The 16502-nt window shown below is 43.5% G+C and carries 16 protein-coding genes; 8 read left to right on the plus strand and 8 right to left on the minus strand.

Going from position 1 to position 16502, the window contains the following annotated elements; genetic code table 11:
* Window positions 1-19: 19 nt before the first annotated feature.
* On the minus strand, window positions 20-1741 hold the full coding sequence (locus NZ848_RS20395) for a M3 family oligoendopeptidase (RefSeq protein WP_259017054.1): 1722 nt from the start codon (window positions 1739-1741) through the stop codon (window positions 20-22).
* Window positions 1742-1927: 186 nt separating this feature from the next.
* Here NZ848_RS20395 and NZ848_RS20400 point away from each other — a divergent pair, with 186 nt between their 5' ends.
* From NZ848_RS20400 to NZ848_RS20415, 4 genes are read left to right on the plus strand one after another with little or no spacing between them, the layout of a single operon-like run.
* Window positions 1928-2647, plus strand: a complete 720-nt coding sequence (locus NZ848_RS20400; protein ID WP_259017055.1) for a GDSL-type esterase/lipase family protein — start codon at window positions 1928-1930, stop codon at window positions 2645-2647.
* Between the two features lie 25 nt (window positions 2648-2672).
* Window positions 2673-3968 carry an acetylxylan esterase gene (locus NZ848_RS20405; protein WP_259017056.1) on the plus strand — a complete coding sequence of 432 codons (1296 nt, stop codon included), beginning with the start codon at window positions 2673-2675 and terminating at the stop codon, window positions 3966-3968.
* Entirely contained in the window at window positions 3965-6019 is a 2055-nt protein-coding gene (locus tag NZ848_RS20410) for a ComEC/Rec2 family competence protein (protein ID WP_259017057.1), read from the plus strand. The genes NZ848_RS20405 and NZ848_RS20410 overlap by 4 nt, the downstream gene beginning before the upstream one ends.
* Window positions 6020-6066: 47 nt before the next feature.
* Complete coding sequence (locus NZ848_RS20415) at window positions 6067-8175, plus strand: TonB-dependent receptor (protein ID WP_259017058.1); 2109 nt, start codon at window positions 6067-6069, stop codon at window positions 8173-8175.
* Between the two features lie 33 nt (window positions 8176-8208).
* Here NZ848_RS20415 and NZ848_RS20420 read toward each other — a convergent pair whose 3' ends face one another.
* Entirely contained in the window at window positions 8209-9339 is a 1131-nt protein-coding gene (locus NZ848_RS20420) for a lactonase family protein (protein ID WP_259017059.1), read from the minus strand.
* A gap of 89 nt (window positions 9340-9428) precedes the next feature.
* On the opposite strand from NZ848_RS20420, the gene NZ848_RS20425 reads away from it, so the two are divergent.
* The gene (locus tag NZ848_RS20425; RefSeq protein WP_259017060.1) at window positions 9429-9995 is read left to right on the plus strand and encodes a GNAT family N-acetyltransferase; all 567 of its coding nucleotides are present in this window, start codon (window positions 9429-9431) and stop codon (window positions 9993-9995) included.
* Between the two features lie 69 nt (window positions 9996-10064).
* Window positions 10065-10913, plus strand: coding sequence for a methylated-DNA--[protein]-cysteine S-methyltransferase (locus NZ848_RS20430; protein ID WP_259017061.1), 849 nt, complete (start codon window positions 10065-10067; stop codon window positions 10911-10913).
* 43 nt (window positions 10914-10956) lie between these two features.
* Here the strand turns inward: NZ848_RS20430 and NZ848_RS20435 are convergent, their stop codons facing one another.
* A complete protein-coding gene (locus NZ848_RS20435; RefSeq protein WP_259017062.1) occupies window positions 10957-11211 on the minus strand; it encodes an Ada metal-binding domain-containing protein in 255 nt (84 codons plus the stop codon).
* Window positions 11208-11921, minus strand: coding sequence for a 2OG-Fe(II) oxygenase (locus NZ848_RS20440; protein ID WP_259017063.1), 714 nt, complete (start codon window positions 11919-11921; stop codon window positions 11208-11210). Before NZ848_RS20440 ends, NZ848_RS20435 begins: the two co-directional genes overlap by 4 nt.
* 140 nt (window positions 11922-12061) lie before the next feature.
* Between NZ848_RS20440 and NZ848_RS20445 the strand changes: the two genes are divergently transcribed.
* Window positions 12062-12574: a GNAT family N-acetyltransferase gene (locus tag NZ848_RS20445; protein WP_259017064.1), complete on the plus strand. Its 513-nt coding sequence runs from the start codon at window positions 12062-12064 to the stop codon at window positions 12572-12574.
* Window positions 12575-12628: 54 nt separating this feature from the next.
* Window positions 12629-13390, plus strand: coding sequence for a triose-phosphate isomerase (gene tpiA, locus NZ848_RS20450; protein WP_253531926.1), 762 nt, complete (start codon window positions 12629-12631; stop codon window positions 13388-13390).
* Window positions 13391-13424: 34 nt separating this feature from the next.
* Here the strand turns inward: tpiA and NZ848_RS20455 are convergent, their stop codons facing one another.
* The 4 genes from NZ848_RS20455 to proB all read right to left on the minus strand — a co-directional run bounded on the left by NZ848_RS20455 (window position 13425) and on the right by proB (window position 16421).
* Complete coding sequence (locus tag NZ848_RS20455; protein WP_253531924.1) at window positions 13425-14111, minus strand: TVP38/TMEM64 family protein; 687 nt, start codon at window positions 14109-14111, stop codon at window positions 13425-13427.
* Between the two features lie 61 nt (window positions 14112-14172).
* On the minus strand, window positions 14173-14772 hold the full coding sequence (locus NZ848_RS20460; protein ID WP_259017065.1) for a hypothetical protein: 600 nt from the start codon (window positions 14770-14772) through the stop codon (window positions 14173-14175).
* Window positions 14765-15235 carry a hypothetical protein gene (locus NZ848_RS20465; RefSeq protein WP_101724966.1) on the minus strand — a complete coding sequence of 157 codons (471 nt, stop codon included), beginning with the start codon at window positions 15233-15235 and terminating at the stop codon, window positions 14765-14767. The genes NZ848_RS20460 and NZ848_RS20465 overlap by 8 nt, the downstream gene beginning before the upstream one ends.
* A 148-nt stretch (window positions 15236-15383) precedes the next feature.
* Window positions 15384-16421 carry a glutamate 5-kinase gene (gene proB, locus NZ848_RS20470; RefSeq protein ID WP_259017066.1) on the minus strand — a complete coding sequence of 346 codons (1038 nt, stop codon included), beginning with the start codon at window positions 16419-16421 and terminating at the stop codon, window positions 15384-15386.
* Window positions 16422-16502: the final 81 nt, after the last annotated feature.

The following is a 16502-nucleotide window of genomic DNA, read 5'->3' on the forward strand; positions in this document are numbered from 1 at the left end:
CTTTCTTTTTATATAATAGTTATCTCAATTGTTCAAGTTCGGCCTCTACAAATGCCATCAGTTCGGCAATGTATGCTTTCGAGAAGTCAAATCTTACGTTGGCTGCCTCATAAATTTTGCCTATTGGTGCGGTGTATCCTAAACGAAGTGCGTTCAGGTAGCCCTCTAATCCTTTTGCGTTATCGTGCTTATAATTGCGCCATACGCTGATTGCCCCCAGTTGAGCCATTCCGTATTCAATATAGTAGAACGGCACCTCAAATACATGAAGCTGTCTTTGCCACACATATTTCTTGAAACGCTCAAAGCCTTTCCAGTTCGTAACCGAATCTGAAAACAACTCATATATCTTCAACCATGCCTCTTGACGTTCTTGGATACTATGGGTTGGATTCTCGTAAATCCAGTGCTGAAATTTATCGATGGTGGCTATCCAGGGCAGTACTTCCAGAATATCTTCCAGATGCTCTACCTTGGCGCGTTTCAGGTCATCCTCATTCTCAAAAAAGGCACCCCAGTGCTCCATTGAGATTAACTCCATAGACATTGAGGCCAGTTCGGCCACTTCTGACGGTGTGCTGCGGAAAGTGTTGAGTGGTAAGTCTCTGATTTCAAAAGAGTGAATGGCGTGGCCACCCTCATGCACCATAGTTACTACGTCTCGCAGGCTTGAGGTAGCATTCATAAAAATAAAAGGCACACCTATTTCTTCAAGCGGATAATTATACCCCCCCGGCGCTTTACCTACACGAGACTCCACATCAAAATGCCCCATGGTGCGCATAATACGGATATAATTGGCCAGCCGGGCATCTATCTCATTAAAACATTGAATGGTCTTATCAAGCAGATTTTCTCCGTCTGTGAAAGGCTTTAAGGCCGGTTTGCCATCGGTATCTACTTTCAGGTCCCAGGGGCGTAGTTCATCTACCTTTAGCTTTTCTTTTCTTTCTTTGGCCATTTTATTAACCAAAGGCACTACAGTTTCGGCCACCGCCTCATGAAAATTAAAACAGTCTTTCGGGGTATAATCAAAACGCCCCATAGCGGCAAACATATAGTCGCGAAAATTGGCAAAGCCTGCATTGGTGGCAATCTGATGGCGCAGGTCTCTCAGCTCGTTAAAAAGGCTGTCCAGTTGCTCATGGTCCTGGTAACGTCTCTCCGATATTTTAGTCCAGGCATCTTCCCGAACCGCTCTGTCGGGCGACTGTAACAAGTCTCCGGCTTTGGGCAGTGTCATTAACTGTCCGTTAATGGTTACCGTCATGGCGCCAACAATAGACTGATACTCGGCCTGTTTGGTTTGAACAAGGGTTTCAAGCGGTATATTATCTTCACGAAAAATCTCTACTGCCTTTTTCATTCCCCGAATGGTAATATCAAAGCCTTTGTCTTCCAATGCGTTCAGGTATGGGCTTTCCAGTGCTTTTTTATTCAGCTGGTCGTTATAAGACGATAGCTGCGGCTGGATTTCTTCCACAAAAAACTGGTAGTTTTTCTGGTTGTCTTCGCTGGCAGTATCACAGGTCATTTTTATATACCGCCAGGCCATGTTTTCAGACAGGTATGACTCCAGCTCGCTGCGGTCAATAAACCACTGGCGTAAGTCCTGAACACTTTCAATATTACGGTTAACCAGATTTTCATACAGGGGCTGCACTTCTGCCCATGAGGTTAACGAAAACGCTTCTCCAATAAATTTGCGGGCTTTCCGCTGAGGGATTACTATTTCTTCCATATACTGTTTTCCTATCATTTTTGAACGTCACAAAGATAAACGAATGACCGACAAACTACTATAAATAACAAAAACTGTTGGCAAAGATTCAGACGTCTATGCTATCGGTCATTTCGCCTAATTTTTCAGATTTTTATCAATAGGTTTTTCATTTTTCGATACTTTCGTAAAATAATCTATGAAACTATGAAGATAAAACCCTTACTATTAACTATTGCGCTGGTTGCCCTTTCTATTGCCTGCCATAAAACGCTTACCTACCAGGCAGTGGGCGAAAAGTTTACCCTCAATTATGAGGTAAATCGCTCCGAAAAAGAGATACAGGCTTTTGAAAAAGCCGATGCTGCCATAGGGCTGCACAAGCTGCAGGGGCAAATTGTATTCTACGGCAGCTCTAGCATACGCCTCTGGAAAACCCTGAAAGAAGACTTTGCACCACTGCCCGTTATTAACCACGGTTTCGGTGGTTCTACCTTCCCTGAAATGACTTATTATGCCAACCGGATGCTGGTACCATATAAGCCCAAAATAATAGTGCTGTATTGCGAAAACGATTTGTTTTCGGGTAAGGAGAAAACGCCCGAGCAGGTATTTGATGCCTTTGCCGAACTGGCAACCCTGATACAGAACAAGCTGCCAAAAACTAAAGTGTATTACATTTCGATGAAGCCCTCTATATCAAGAAAAGACAAATGGAATCTTACCACTACGGCCGACGCGCTCATCAGAGCCTACATAGATAAACACAAAAACTTTAGTTTTGTTGATATCAGACCCGTAATGTATGCCCCGAACGGAAAAGTTAATGGTGAATATTTTATTAAAGACAGCCTGCACATGACACCGAAAGGTTATGCGCAATGGACATCGGTAGTAAGGCCCATCTTATTAAAAAACTATAAATAACCTGTATTATCAACCTCTATTCAACATGAAGAAAATTTTTGTTATGCTTGGCCTGTTCCTTATCACGGGTCTGGCTTTTGCACAGCCTGCCGAACGGCTCATTAAAGTAATTGTAGCCCCCGAACATGAAGACTGGACTTACAAACCGGGCGAACCGGTTAAGTTCTCTGTTATGGTGCTAAAGTATGGTAACCCGCTTAAAAATGTAAAGATTGTGTATCAGATAGGCCCCGAGAAGTTTGAAAACAAAAAAGACAGCATTATTCTGAAAGACGGGGTTATCAAACTGGATGGCGGTACCATGACCACAGCCGGGTTTTTAAGATGTACTGTTATTGCCAAGGTAGACGGTAAAGAATACCGCAACCTGGCTACTGCTGCCTTTGAACCAGAGAAGATTCAACCGGCTGTAGAATTACCAACCGACTTCGTGCAGTTCTGGAATAAAGCCAAAGCAGACCTGGCCAAAGTGCCTATGGATGCGCAGATGACGCTGCTCCCCGAACGTTGCACCGAGACCGTTAATGTTTACCATGTAAACCTGCAGAACTACCGTGAATACGGTACAGTACGCCTGTATGGCATCTTGTGCGTACCCAAAAAAGAAGGGAAGTATCCGGCCTTATTGAGAGTACCGGGCGCAGGCGTAAGACCTTATGGCGGAGATGTAAAAACTGCCGAGAAAGGCATTATTACCCTTGAAATTGGTATACACGGTATTCCGGTTACTATGGATCCTTCTGTATATGCCAACTTAGGAGCAGGGCCTTTGAATGCCTACTGGACTTACAACCTTGATAACCGAGACTTGTATTATTTTAAACGTGTGTATCTGGGCTGTGTGCGTGCCAACGATTTTCTGGTGAGCCTGCCGCAATATGACGGAACAAATCTGGCAGTGACAGGCGGAAGCCAGGGTGGGGCCTTGTCTATTGTTACGGCAGCCCTGGACCCCCGCGTGAAATGGTCGGCACCTATTTACCCTGCTTTGTCTGATATGGCAGGTTACCTGAAAGGGCGTGCCGGTGGCTGGCCACATATTTTTGATAAAAGCAATGCGCATAACCATACCGATGCCAAGATAAAAACAGCAGCCTATTATGATGTGGTAAACTTTGCCAAACAACTGAAAGTACCTTGCTTCTACTCGATGGGCTTTAATGACGAAACCTGTCCGCCAACTTCTATGTGGGCAGTTTATAATGTGATTAATTCGCCAAAAACATTGAAGCTCTATCAGGAAACAGGCCACTGGACTTTCCCGGAAGAAAATGAAGCGGTAATGAACTGGTTATTAGATCAATTATTGGCTAAAAAATGAAATTTAACGCATTTCCTGTCATTAGGTACTTACTGTTTTTTATTGCAGGAATACTTGCGTATTTACAAACCCACTATTTCCACACAACTTTTTATTTAACATTCATTAGCCTGGTGCTAGGCCTTTTGGCCTCTGTTTATGGCAAACAGGCTATTATAAGAGGCACTCTGGCATGTTTATTATTCTTTTTCTCTGGCTGGATAATAACTTACCGGTCAACCGCTATTAATAATCCAGCGCATTTTAAAAATCTTGGAGGCATTCAATATTATCAGGCGGTTATTATTTCCAATGCTGAAACAAAACCCAGAACCTTTAAAGCAGAGGCAAAAATTGAGGCAGCGCAAGCGGGTAGCAAGTGGAAAAACACCACCGGAAAAGTAATTTTATACTTTAGTAAGGATGATTCTTTTAAACCCGCCTATGGAGATGTATTGCTGATTAAAGGCACACCGAAAGAGGTGGAGTTGCCGAAAAACCCTGAGGAGTTTAATTATAAACAATATCTGGCCAATAAAGGAATCTATGCCTCGCAATTCTTAAAAAACAAAGACTATCTTCTGCTAGGCAACAAGCCGCCTTCTGCTTTACTTAAAACTGCGTTTCAGGCCAATTTATATGCCGATAGCGTTTTTAAGGCATGGGTACAAACACCCCATGAATATGCCATTGCCAACGCAATGATTGTGGGTATAAGAGACGATATTGATGACGATTTACTGAGCGCCTATTCTGCATCTGGCGCCATTCATGTGTTGTCTGTTTCAGGAATGCATGTGGGGATTTTGTTCTGGATTATTGGAATAGCTTTGGGCTGGCTAAAGAAAAAAGGCAAACACGGGCCCTGGATTTTCCTGCTCATTACACTAAGTATCTTGTGGACCTACGCTCTTTTTACAGGCTTGTCATCAACAGTACTAAGGGCAACCGTTACTTTTTCTTTTCTGCTTGTAGGTACCTCTTTAAACCGGTCGCACAATATTTATAATATACTGGCGGTTTCTGCATTGGTTTTACTGGCCTGGAACCCCTACTGGTTGGCCGACATCGGCTTTCAGTTGTCTTATCTGGCTATTTTCGGCATTGTATATCTTTATTCATATCTGAATGAATTGGTTAACCCAACGAACCCCCTCATTCGGATAATATGGGAAGGAACCGTCATTTGCTTTGCTGCTCAATTGTTTACCACCCCACTTAGCATTTACTATTTTCACCAGTTTCCGGCTTATTTTCTTATAGCCAACCCCGTCGTTGCCTTTTTTTCTTTCAGTATTCTTCCGGCGGGGCTATTCTTATTGTTTTTTGCCAGCGTTCCCATACTTTCTCATGTTTTGGCTTTTATCTTAAAATACTCATGCCTTTTATTGAATGAGTCTGTTTTTGCTTTTCAGAAACTGCCCCTGTCAACCCTTAAAGGCTTTTCTATATCTATGCCAGAATTACTGGCATGGTATGCTATTTTGGGCTTAAGCATTGCTTTCTTCCGATATTCAGAATTGAAGTATCTACGCATAGCTACAGGGCTATTTAGTATATTGGCTTTAGCCAATGTATATGAAGATTACAAACAGAGTAATCAAAAGGAACTGACGTTCCATGCTATCAATAACCATGCAGGGGTAAGTTTAATAGAAGGGAAGTCTGCAACCTTTATGGGTGACTCGGGTGTTATACACGATAAGAAGATTTATAATTTTAATTTGAAGAATTATTACGACAGAATGGGCGTATCAAACCAGAATCTTTTGGACGTGGCGTCTTATACCAACCATCAGGGTATGACAGTTTTTGAGTTTGACGGTAGAAAAATACTTTGGTTACAAAAGCCTTTCAAGGGCAAACTCATAGGCCGAACCAATTATGTGCTGCTCTCAAACAATGCCATCAGAGACCTGAGGGCTTTTGAAAGTTTAAAGCCGGACTTGATAATTGTTGATGGCTCTTATAAGCCCTATCTGGTCGAAAATCTGAAGAAACAGGCCGGTAATATAGGCTTGCCTCTGGTTGTGTTAAATCAGACAGGAGCCTACTCTGTCAGGCCAAATTGAGCCAAAATTCAACTTCACAAAAAAATCAGCAGCTATCTAAAATCTTTATGCAATTGAAACACTTTACTATTCTTGTTACATTTTTTACTGGTTTTTCATTGTTTGCGCAGGCACAGGAAACAGACACCACTATTGCCACGCAACAGTTGAACGAAGTGGTAGTAAGAGGCTTTGAAACCGAAAGAAAGCTCACCGAGACAGCCGCTTCGGTAGGCGTGCTGACAATTAAAGATATTGAGAGATTCCAGAACACAACCCTGGTGCCTGTTTTTAATACCTTGCCGGGTGTACGCATGGAAGAGCGCTCTCCGGGCAGTTATCGCCTTTCCATCCGGGGTAGTTCTCTCCGCTCTCCTTTTGGTGTTAGAAATGTAAAGATTTACTGGAATGATATTCCGCTTACTGATGGTAACGGTAATACTTTTCTGAATGCCATAGATATGAATACCGTTGGCAATATTGAGGTAATTAAAGGCCCTGCTGGAAGCATTTACGGTGCCGGAACAGGAGGTGTGATACTATTGGGTGGTAATAAGGCACTGGCGCAACAGAGCTCAAAAGAAAAACCTACCAGCTACATAAATACTACCTTTGGCTGGGGAAGTTTCGGATTACAGAACCGGGCCATTTCATGGAATCTGGCTACAGAGAAAATTAACTCAGTATTGAGTTATGCCCATGCACAGGCAGACGGTTACCGCCAGAACAGTGCCACAGTACGTGATGTGCTCAGCTGGCGTTCAAATTTCTTTGCGTCTGCACACAGAACGTTTAATGTATCGGCCCTGTATTCTGATATGCATTATCAAACGCCGGGCGGGCTTACGCAGGCACAGATGGACCAGAACCCCAGGCTGGCGCGCCAGCCTACACCAACAATACCGGGGCCAATTCAACAAAAGGCAGGTATTTACCAGAAAGTATTTAATCTGGGGGTATCGCAGGAATACCGCTTTAATGAACACTGGACAAATGTGACAGCTTTATACGGAACTATCACCGAACTACGGAACCCATTTATTACCAATTATGAAATCAGGAATGAGCAGACTTTTGGCGGACGAACCCGCACAACCTACGCGTTTCGAACAGGTACATTTTCTAATCGCCTGTCAGCCGGAGGAGAGTTTCAGCAGTCATACTGGGTGATTCGTAACTTTGGTAACAGAGGCGGCAATATTGATACCCTGCAAACCAACGATAACGTGGGCGCCATGAGTTATTTTCTCTTTACACAACTGGAAACAGAACTACCACAAAACATTATATTGACAATCGGTGCCAGTTATAACAGTGTAAAGTATAACTTCACCCGGGTTTCAGACGCGCCGAACATCAAACCAATTGATAATTTTCTGCCGGCTGCCTTTTTACCCAGAATAGCTTTATTGAAAAAAATAAAAGATAAGATAGCTGTTTTTGCCAGTGTCAGCAGCGGGTTTTCTCCGCCGTTAGTAAGTGAATTTACTGCCGGATACCGAAACAGCACCTTTGTGCCTACGCTGGCCTCTGAAAGAGGTACTAATTATGAAATTGGTACCAGAGGAAACCTGTTTAATCAACGATTGTCGTTTGATGTAACGGCGTACTCTTTCCGCCTGCAGAATACTATTGTAAGACGTGTGAACGAAGCAGGAACCGAATACTTTGTAAATGCCGGAGGCACCCTGCAAAACGGGCTGGAAGTATTGCTGAACGGCTGGCTTGTAAAAAAACCCGAAGCAACAACAGTGCGGGAAGTAAGGCTTTTTAGCAGCTTTACACTGGCAGACTATCAGTTTAAAAACTATAAGCAGGTACAAACTGATTTATCTGGTAAAAGCCTGACGGGTGTACCGCGGCATGTATGGGTATCTGGTCTTGACATCGTTAGTCAGCCGGGTTTTTATCTGAACTCAACCATTAACTTTACCGACCGCCTGCCGGTGAATGATGCCAATACAGTTTATGCCAACAGCTACTGGTTACTCAATGCCCGGGTGGGGTATCAAAAAACATTTAAGCCGCTGGCTATCAACATCTTTGTAGCAGGCGACAACCTGCTGGACAAGCTCTACAGCCTGGGCAACGACCTGAACCCGGTTGGCAATCGTTTCTTCAACCCTGCCCCAACCCGAAACTGGCAGGTAGGTGGCAATGTGAGGATATTTCTTTAAATGAAGGGGGCCGGTTAGCGGCCCCCTTTTATTTTACTTTGCTGCCTTTATCATCTTCAAACAAACCGGCATGGACACTTTCACTTCTTTACCTGTGGCTGTCAGCGTTCCAGTCTTAGCATCTCTTTTAAAAAGTACAATATTATCGCTATCCTGATTAGCCACCAAAACCCATTTACCGGTTGGGTCTATCATGAAATTTCGGGGAGTCTTGCCCTGAACCGACTGATTGGCAATGTAGGTAAGTTTTCCTGTTTTCTGGTCTATACTGTAAATAACCAGATGGTCATAAAAACGATTGGATCCATACAGAAACTTGCCATCGGCAGAAATATGAATATCAGCGCAGGCATTCCGGCCTTTAAAATCAGGTGGTAGGGTAGATATGGTCTGCATTTCCTCCAAAGCGCCTTTGCCGTAGTGATAGGCCGTTACAGTAGAATTCAGCTCCTGAATGACATACGCCCAATTACCATTGGGATGAATCTTGAAATGCCGCGGCCCGGCGCCATCGGCCGTTTTGGTAGCCGGAGGATTGCCCGCACTCAGGCGTCCGGTTTGGGCATCTAACTGATAACTCACAATTTTATCAATGCCCAAATCTGCCACAAAAATATCAGTATTGTTGGGGGCAATGTTTACCGAATGTACATGTGGTTTCTCCTGCCGGCTGGCATTTACACCCTTGCCCTCATGCTTAATGGTTTGGGTAGGTGCACCCAATGACCCATCTTTTTCAATTGGCAATATGCTCAGGCTGCCGCCACCATAATTACCAACCAAAGCCCATTTTCCGGTTTTGTCAACCGATATATGGCAAGGCCCCGAACCACCTGCCGACTGCGTATTCAGTTTGGTCAGCTTCCCTGTTTTATTATCAAAGCTGTAGGCATTTACCGAACCGTCTTCTGTCTCGCCAACGGCATAAACAAATTTCTGATTGGGTGCTACATCCAGAAAAGTCGGGTTTTTAATTCCACCGGTTACACTTACAGGGGCGAAATCTCCGGTACGGGTATTAAATTTATAAACATACAAGCCCTCGCTTCCTTTGCTGGTGTACGTACCCACCAACAGGTAATAGTCATTATTTTGTGCATAACTGCTGAATGTTACGAACATAAGCAGTGAGCAACAGCGTATCAGGTTTCTGAAATTCATCATAAGTAACGGTTGAATAATGTTCAATAAATGTACACCAAAGATAGCTACTTTTTGGCTTTTTTATTTATTTGCGGCTTTCAATTAAAGATATGCAGGCTCCAAACATTACCACCGTAAAAACAGCTGCCGATGTAAGAGGTATTCTGGCACTTCAACAAAAAAACCTTAAAAAGAACCTCACAGCCGAACAAATAGAAAGCCAGGGCTTTGTAACTGTCGAGCATAATTATGATGTTTTAAAAGCCATGAACGATGCGCAAGCGAGTATAATTGCCAAAGACGGCGATACCGTTGTGGGTTACTGCCTGGCCATGCTGCCCCAGTTCAGAAATGATGTGCCGGAAATCAGAAGTCTGTTTGATACTATTGACCTGATTGAGTTTGAAAACCGCCCCCTGAAAGAGTTTAATTACGTAGTAATGGGGCAGGTATGTGTAGGAGAAGGCTACCGGAGCATGGGGCTTTTTGATGGTATGTATCAGAAATTACGAGAGGAGCTTTCAGATAAATTTGATATGTGTATCACAGATATATCGTCCAGAAATCTTCGTTCGCAAAAGGCACATACGCGTATCGGGTTTCAGAACATCAAAGATTTTCATGATACCGAACTGAACGAAATCTGGCGTGTGGTGCTGTGGGACTGGCGTAGCTAAGTTAGCAATATTCAGATTGTGGGCACAGGAAAACCATCGTAATTTTGGTTTATAAACACGTAAATGCAGATGGAAACGTTAGAGAATCAGGACAACATAGATTATAGCCGAATTGAAAAGGCCATTCATTTTATTGAAGATAACTTTCAGCTGCAACCAAGCCTGAAAGAAATTGCAGACCACGTAGCCCTGTCAGAATTTCATTTCAACCGCTTATTCAGCAAGTGGGCAGGCACCAGCCCCCAACGGTTTATGCGTTTTCTTACCAAAGAATTTGCCAAAGAAAAACTAACCCAGAGCGATAATCTTCTGGAGGCTACGTTTGAATCGGGTCTGTCGAGTACCAGCCGCCTGCATGATTTATTTGTCACTTATGAGGCCATGACCCCTGCCGAGTTTAAAGCCAAAGGCGATGGGCTGACCATTCATTATGGCATCCATGAAACGCCTTTCGGTCAATGCCTGATAGCCGTAACGGGTCGGGGCATTACCGATTTACGCTTTATTGAAACAGAGGGCCATGAAATGGCTATTTCGGAAATCAGAACTGATTTTGCTAATGCAGAATTTGTTTTTGACAAAGAGTTTACCCGACCATTTATTGAGCAGATATTTTACGGAACAGAAAAAACCTTAACCCCGATTACATTGCTTTTAAGAGGCACCAATTTTCAGATAAAAGTTTGGGAAGCACTGTTGAAAATTCCGTTCGGGCAAATGGTCAGTTATAATACCATTGCTCAAAATATTGGTCAACCCACTGCACATAGAGCCGTAGGAACAGCCATCGGCAGCAATCGCCTGGCTTATGTTATTCCGTGCCACAGGGTTTTACAAAAGGTAGGAGGCATCGGCGGATATCGCTGGGGCATCACCCGTAAAAAGGCAATGTTGGGTTGGGAAATGGGGAGATTGTAGTGTGGCGTAGCAGTAGCACGGAATGATATTCCGTCTCACGGGCTCATCCTTTCCACAACAGATATTTCTCCCTCATACAAACCGCGCAGGGGCGATATCCACAGTTCATTGCCTCTGCTTCATTCTCAAAAAATACACGGTTTTTTACTTTCATCTTTTTTCCTGACCGGCAGTCTAATCTTCCGTAAATCTTCAATTTCATATTCCCGGCCATAGTTACCTCTTCATTCCTTATTTTCTTCCACAAGGCTCTGGCTCTCGTAAAACGGCTGGCGCCTAAAGCTGAGTGCTGTATCATGGTGCATCATGAAAAATAACGCCCAGATTAAACCGCTGCCCTTTCCTTACCTCACTTACTCCATGCCGCACGGTGGCTCGGTAGTAACCTTTTGTACCTAAAACAGGTCTGTAATTAGTAGTAAAAATAACAGCATCACCCCTACTGGGTTGTAACACAATGGGCTTCGACTGCATTCTTGGGCGGTTCTCCACCATCACAAACTCGCCACCTTCGTAATCCAAACCAGCCTGTGTAAGGAATACAACCATCTGAAACGGAAAGTAGACCTCACCATACAAATCCTGATGAAGGGCATTCCAGTCCCCGGCCTGATATTTAAGAATCAAGGGCGTAGGTCTGGTTTGCCCAGCCTGCCGGCATTCTTCCAGAAGTCCCTCCAGGGCCTCGGGAAAGTCTTTACTAATCCCAAGTTTAAACATCCACTCATTCGCCACCTTAACCAGATGCGGATAAACTGATTGGCGTAGTTGAGTAATTACATCAGGTAAGGGATATTGGTAATACTTATACTCGCCACTGCCGAACTGAAATCGCTTCATGTTAATGATACTCCGGTAAAGCTCATTATTATTATAGTTTTCAATCAATTGCCTGCATTCTTCATCTGTATGGATTTGAGGTAAAACGGCGTATCCTTTTTCATTCAGACTGTCTGCATGGTGTTGCCAATTCTGGCTTTCTACGCGTTGCGCTATTTCCGCTAACATATTAACTGGGTTTGTTGCAGGCAAAAGTCTTAAAACCATTTAGACTTATCCAGCCGAATCTTGCTCTATTTCACAAAAAGCAAAAACAGCATGAAAAATTAAGCCCCTTGTTCTATTTTTGGACAATAATTAGCAAAGCAATGAAGCAGGAAGGTTTAACGATAAACACTTTCAATAAAAATAGTTTGGTTGTAACAATTATCGGTTTTGAAATAGACAATCCGAAGCATCATCAGGCATTTAAGGAGATTAACTATAACTGGATAAACCAATACTTTAAAGTTGAGCAGGGAGACCTGGATTCGTTAGAAAACCCGGAGAAGTATTTTCTGGCTACCGGTGGTGCCATACTGCTAGCTAATCTGGACAATGAAATTCTGGGGACAACAGCCCTGAAACCCATGCCTAACAATAGTTTTGAACTCTGCAAAATGGGCGTAAGTGATACCGCCAAAGGCCTGGGCATCGGCTTTGCATTGGGCAGGGCTGCTATTGAGAAAGCCCGTGAGCTTGGCGCTAAAAGAGTATATCTGGAGACAAACTCTTCGCTAGCCCCGGCTCTGAACCTCTACAAAAAGCTGGGTTTTACAAGGGTGGAAGATTTCACATCACCATATAAACGAGCCGATGTAGCCCTGGAAATGTACTTATAGTTTTTCATGAAAAACTATTATCTTCGCAAATCAAATAATCAAAGAACTAATTATATGAGAAAAAAAATTGCCGCTGGCAACTGGAAAATGAATAAAACTTTTGAAGAAGGCCAAATCCTTTTGTCAGAAGTAGTTAATATGGCTAAAGACGAAATCGTGAACCCTGATGTACAGATTGTCGTTTGTGTTCCGTTTCCTTATTTAGGCACATTCGGAAAACTGATTGACAGCCCAAAGGTAGCTTTGGGTGCACAAAACTGTTACCCAAAGGCCTCAGGAGCTTACACGGGCGAAGTATCAGTACCAATGTTGCAATCGGTAGGTGTTCAGTATATCATTATCGGTCACAGCGAACGCCGTCAGTATTTCAATGAGTCTGATGCTTTTCTGGCTGAGAAAGTAAACGCAATTCTTGAAGCCGGATTAACTCCTATTTTCTGCTGCGGCGAAACCCTTGAACAACGCAACGAGGGCATCCATTTTGATTTCGTAACGGGTCAGTTAACCAACGGCCTTTTCCACCTATCAGCTGACGATTTGAAGAAAGTCGTAATTGCCTACGAACCCATCTGGGCTATTGGCACCGGCGTAACTGCCAGTAACGACCAGGCACAGGAAATGCACAAAGTGTTGAGAGACCACCTGGCTTCTAAATACGGTGCTGAAGTTGCTGAAGAAATTAGTATTCTATACGGAGGCAGCGTAAATGGTGCCAACGCACAAGAACTATTTGCCTGCCCTGACGTAGACGGCGGCCTTGTAGGTGGCGCTTCGTTGAAATCAAGAGAATTTGTAAATATTGCCAAATCGTTCTGATATATAAAAGTGTGCCGGGTACATATCCGGCACGCTATTCAACAGAATCGGCTTTGCTTTTAAGTGGCTTAATAAAGTAAAAAATTCCTGCTACAGAAGCTACCAATAATATAATTAGCAGTATTTTCTGCACATTCCCTTCATTGGGGTTCTCCAGCAATTTCCTGATTTCATTGGCCTGTTGGCCCGTCCATACAGCCAGTATTGTTCTGGGTATCATACCCAAAAACCCTCCTAACAAGATATTCTTTAGTTTAGCGCCTGATAACGCAAAAACAAAGTTGGTTAAAGCAAAAGGCAAAACAGGCGATAGTTTGGCGAAGAAAATAATCTTCAGTTCCTGTTGTTGAATTGCATCTAACAGGTCTTTTGCTTTCTTGTTTTCCTGTAAGTAATTTCTGAACCGGTCTTTATCAAGCCTGCGTGTAATGGTGTTTACCAGCACAATGGCCGCCATGTTCATTAATAACAACGGTAATACAGCGCCCCAGCCTAAAAAATAACCAAAAACCAGCGCAAGAAATGTGGGTGGGGTAACCGCCACTGCTGATGTAATACAGCAAAGCAGTGTGATAAGTGCCCACCGGGTGGGGCTGTATGTTATGATCTCTGCCTCATTTGTTATTACCCAGACAGTAATAATTGAGGTGAAAACCAACGGAACAACTGTTAAAAAAACAGACGAAACAAGTGCGAAAGAGTATTTGCCGGAATTATTCAAGTATGGCTCATTTTTACAGGCCACAAAAATACGCATTACAAATACCTGAAGCTAAAGATTATTAAAGAAGAAATCCGAAGCGAACAACAATAGGTGAGTTATTGCCACCTAAGCCCTGCGGACTGATAAAACCCCGGTTAGGGTAGCCCAGGTTGTACATCAACGAAATAAAACTGCCTCTGTTTCCGCCGCGCCCCTGATAAAACCCGGCTCCTAGTAGCGGTGAGCCTTCCCACTTCTTTTTAATGTCGGTAACGGGAGTATTCGGATTAAAAGAATAGAACTGACTGGCATAGGCATTCATCATTTCATATTCTGCATGTATAAAAATAGATCTGAAAACCTGCTGCCTTACAAAAAGCTTGGGTCCGTAAACCAAATTGCCGTTCTGGTTAAAATTACCCTGGTATATCAGGTTGGCGCCCAGCCCGGCAACAGTTCCTTTTTCCCCCAGTTCATACCCTACCATAGGCGACACATCAATGTAAAAAGCGCCAAAGAAACCAAGCCATAAATTACCTCCATACCTTAGTTTTTCTTTCCAGGCGGGCTTTGGCTGCTCAAAAAATATGGGCTTTTCTTTCTGTTGTGGTTCTTCTTCCTGTGCAAATGCCGCAAAGGCACAAATAAGTAAGGTAAGGGTTAAAAAAGCTTTACGCATGTGTTAATGCTGTTTCTTGTAAAAAATCAGGCAGTTCAATGGTCTCTAACAATTGTTCTTCAAGCATATTTGCCCACTCTAGTAAATAAACGATAACATCTTCTCTAACATTGTGGCGCAAATAGCGTTTTTCTACAGGTAGGCGAGACAAAACGTCTTTGTCTGATAGTTTCTCAAGATTTTTCAGGTCTTCTAACGTAAACCCTGCTGTCAGCATTTCAAAAATCAGCAGGTCAATGGGCATGGCACTAACACCACAATAATCATTCAGTTGTTCGTTCCAGTCGCCGCGCCCCTGCATGGCGTATGCATGTATTTCTGCTTTGGTTTTCCGGGTTACTTCCTGCGCCAGATTGCCGCAGTTACAACTACCCATGTGCCCCCACATATATTGCGTACCGGCCTGAAGCTTGCCGGCGGTACGCCTGAGAGCATCTACTATTTCTTGTTTTACCTGTGCCATTGCTTAATTTTTTTACTTTCTTGCTATAAAACCATATTAAAGTTAACAAAGTTTATATTTTTTTAAAATTCAGATTTCATTACAAGACAGGCACCGCCCAAGCAATAACGTATCTCATAGAAAACTAAAAACCGGCTTAAAGAGGGCTTTATATTAAGACAATATCGTTGGCATTGGCCACTTCAAAATTCTGGGTACTTAAATTGGCTCTCAGTTCGGCAGATGTAACCCTGATACGTGCCACACCTACCATTACACCGTGGCCATCTGTTATCTCCACCACCTCTCCGGCTTCAAACTCTCCCTTAACTTTTTTAATACCCACTGCCAGCAAACTGCTGCGTTTCTGAAGGGCTTTTACGGCTCCGGCATCAATTTGTAGTGTGCCTACGGTTAAGCTACCGCTTGCCAGCCATTTATTACGCGATGAAAGATTTACCTCCTGCGGCAGAAACTCGCTTCCGGCTTGCCCCTGCAATGCGTTCAGGATACCATCTGGGGTTTTCATGCCGAAAATAATCACCTTAATACCCATGCGGGTAGCCAGCTTGGTAAACGTTAACTTAGAGGCCATACCCCCCGAACCCAAAGCCGACTTACTGTTATCAACCAGGCCTAATATCTGGTTATCAATGGTTTCTATTTTTCTGATTATGTTCTTTTCTTTATCCAGCAAGCCGCCAACCGATGTACATATCATCAGGGTTTCGGCGCCAAAGCCAGTGGCTATCAGGGTGGCTAGTTCATCATTATCTGAAAACTTCAACTCGCGGTTACTCACCACATCGTTTTCGTTGGCAATTGGTATGATACCATTTGCCCACAACTCCTGATACGTTTCTTTCAGTTGCAGAAACTGCTCACGGTTACCAAAGTGCTGGCGCTCGCACAAGCTCTGTGCAATTTGTATATTGTATTCAGAGAAGTACCTGGAATAAATATTTAATAACAGCGGATTGCCAATGGCTGCGGCGGCCTTCCTTTCTGCAATTTGGCCTGAATACTGTTTTATATAGTGCTTGCCTGCTCCTACCGCGCCCGACGACACAATAACAATATGATACCGGGCATGTAACTCAGAAACCTGCCGGGCAATATCGGCAATAATGGTTTCGTCTGGCTCGCCGTTGGTTTGCGTTATAGAAGCAGTACCGAATTTAATGATAAGAATAGGCAATTGGGTCATTGGGTGGGTTGCTTAATGCTTGTTACTGTTTACTGTTGTCTCTCTACTATCAGGGTAAACAAAAAAGACGCAAGGTTTTGC

Source organism: Emticicia fluvialis (assembly GCF_024793945.1).
Classification (GTDB): Bacteria; Bacteroidota; Bacteroidia; order Cytophagales; family Spirosomataceae; genus Emticicia; species Emticicia fluvialis.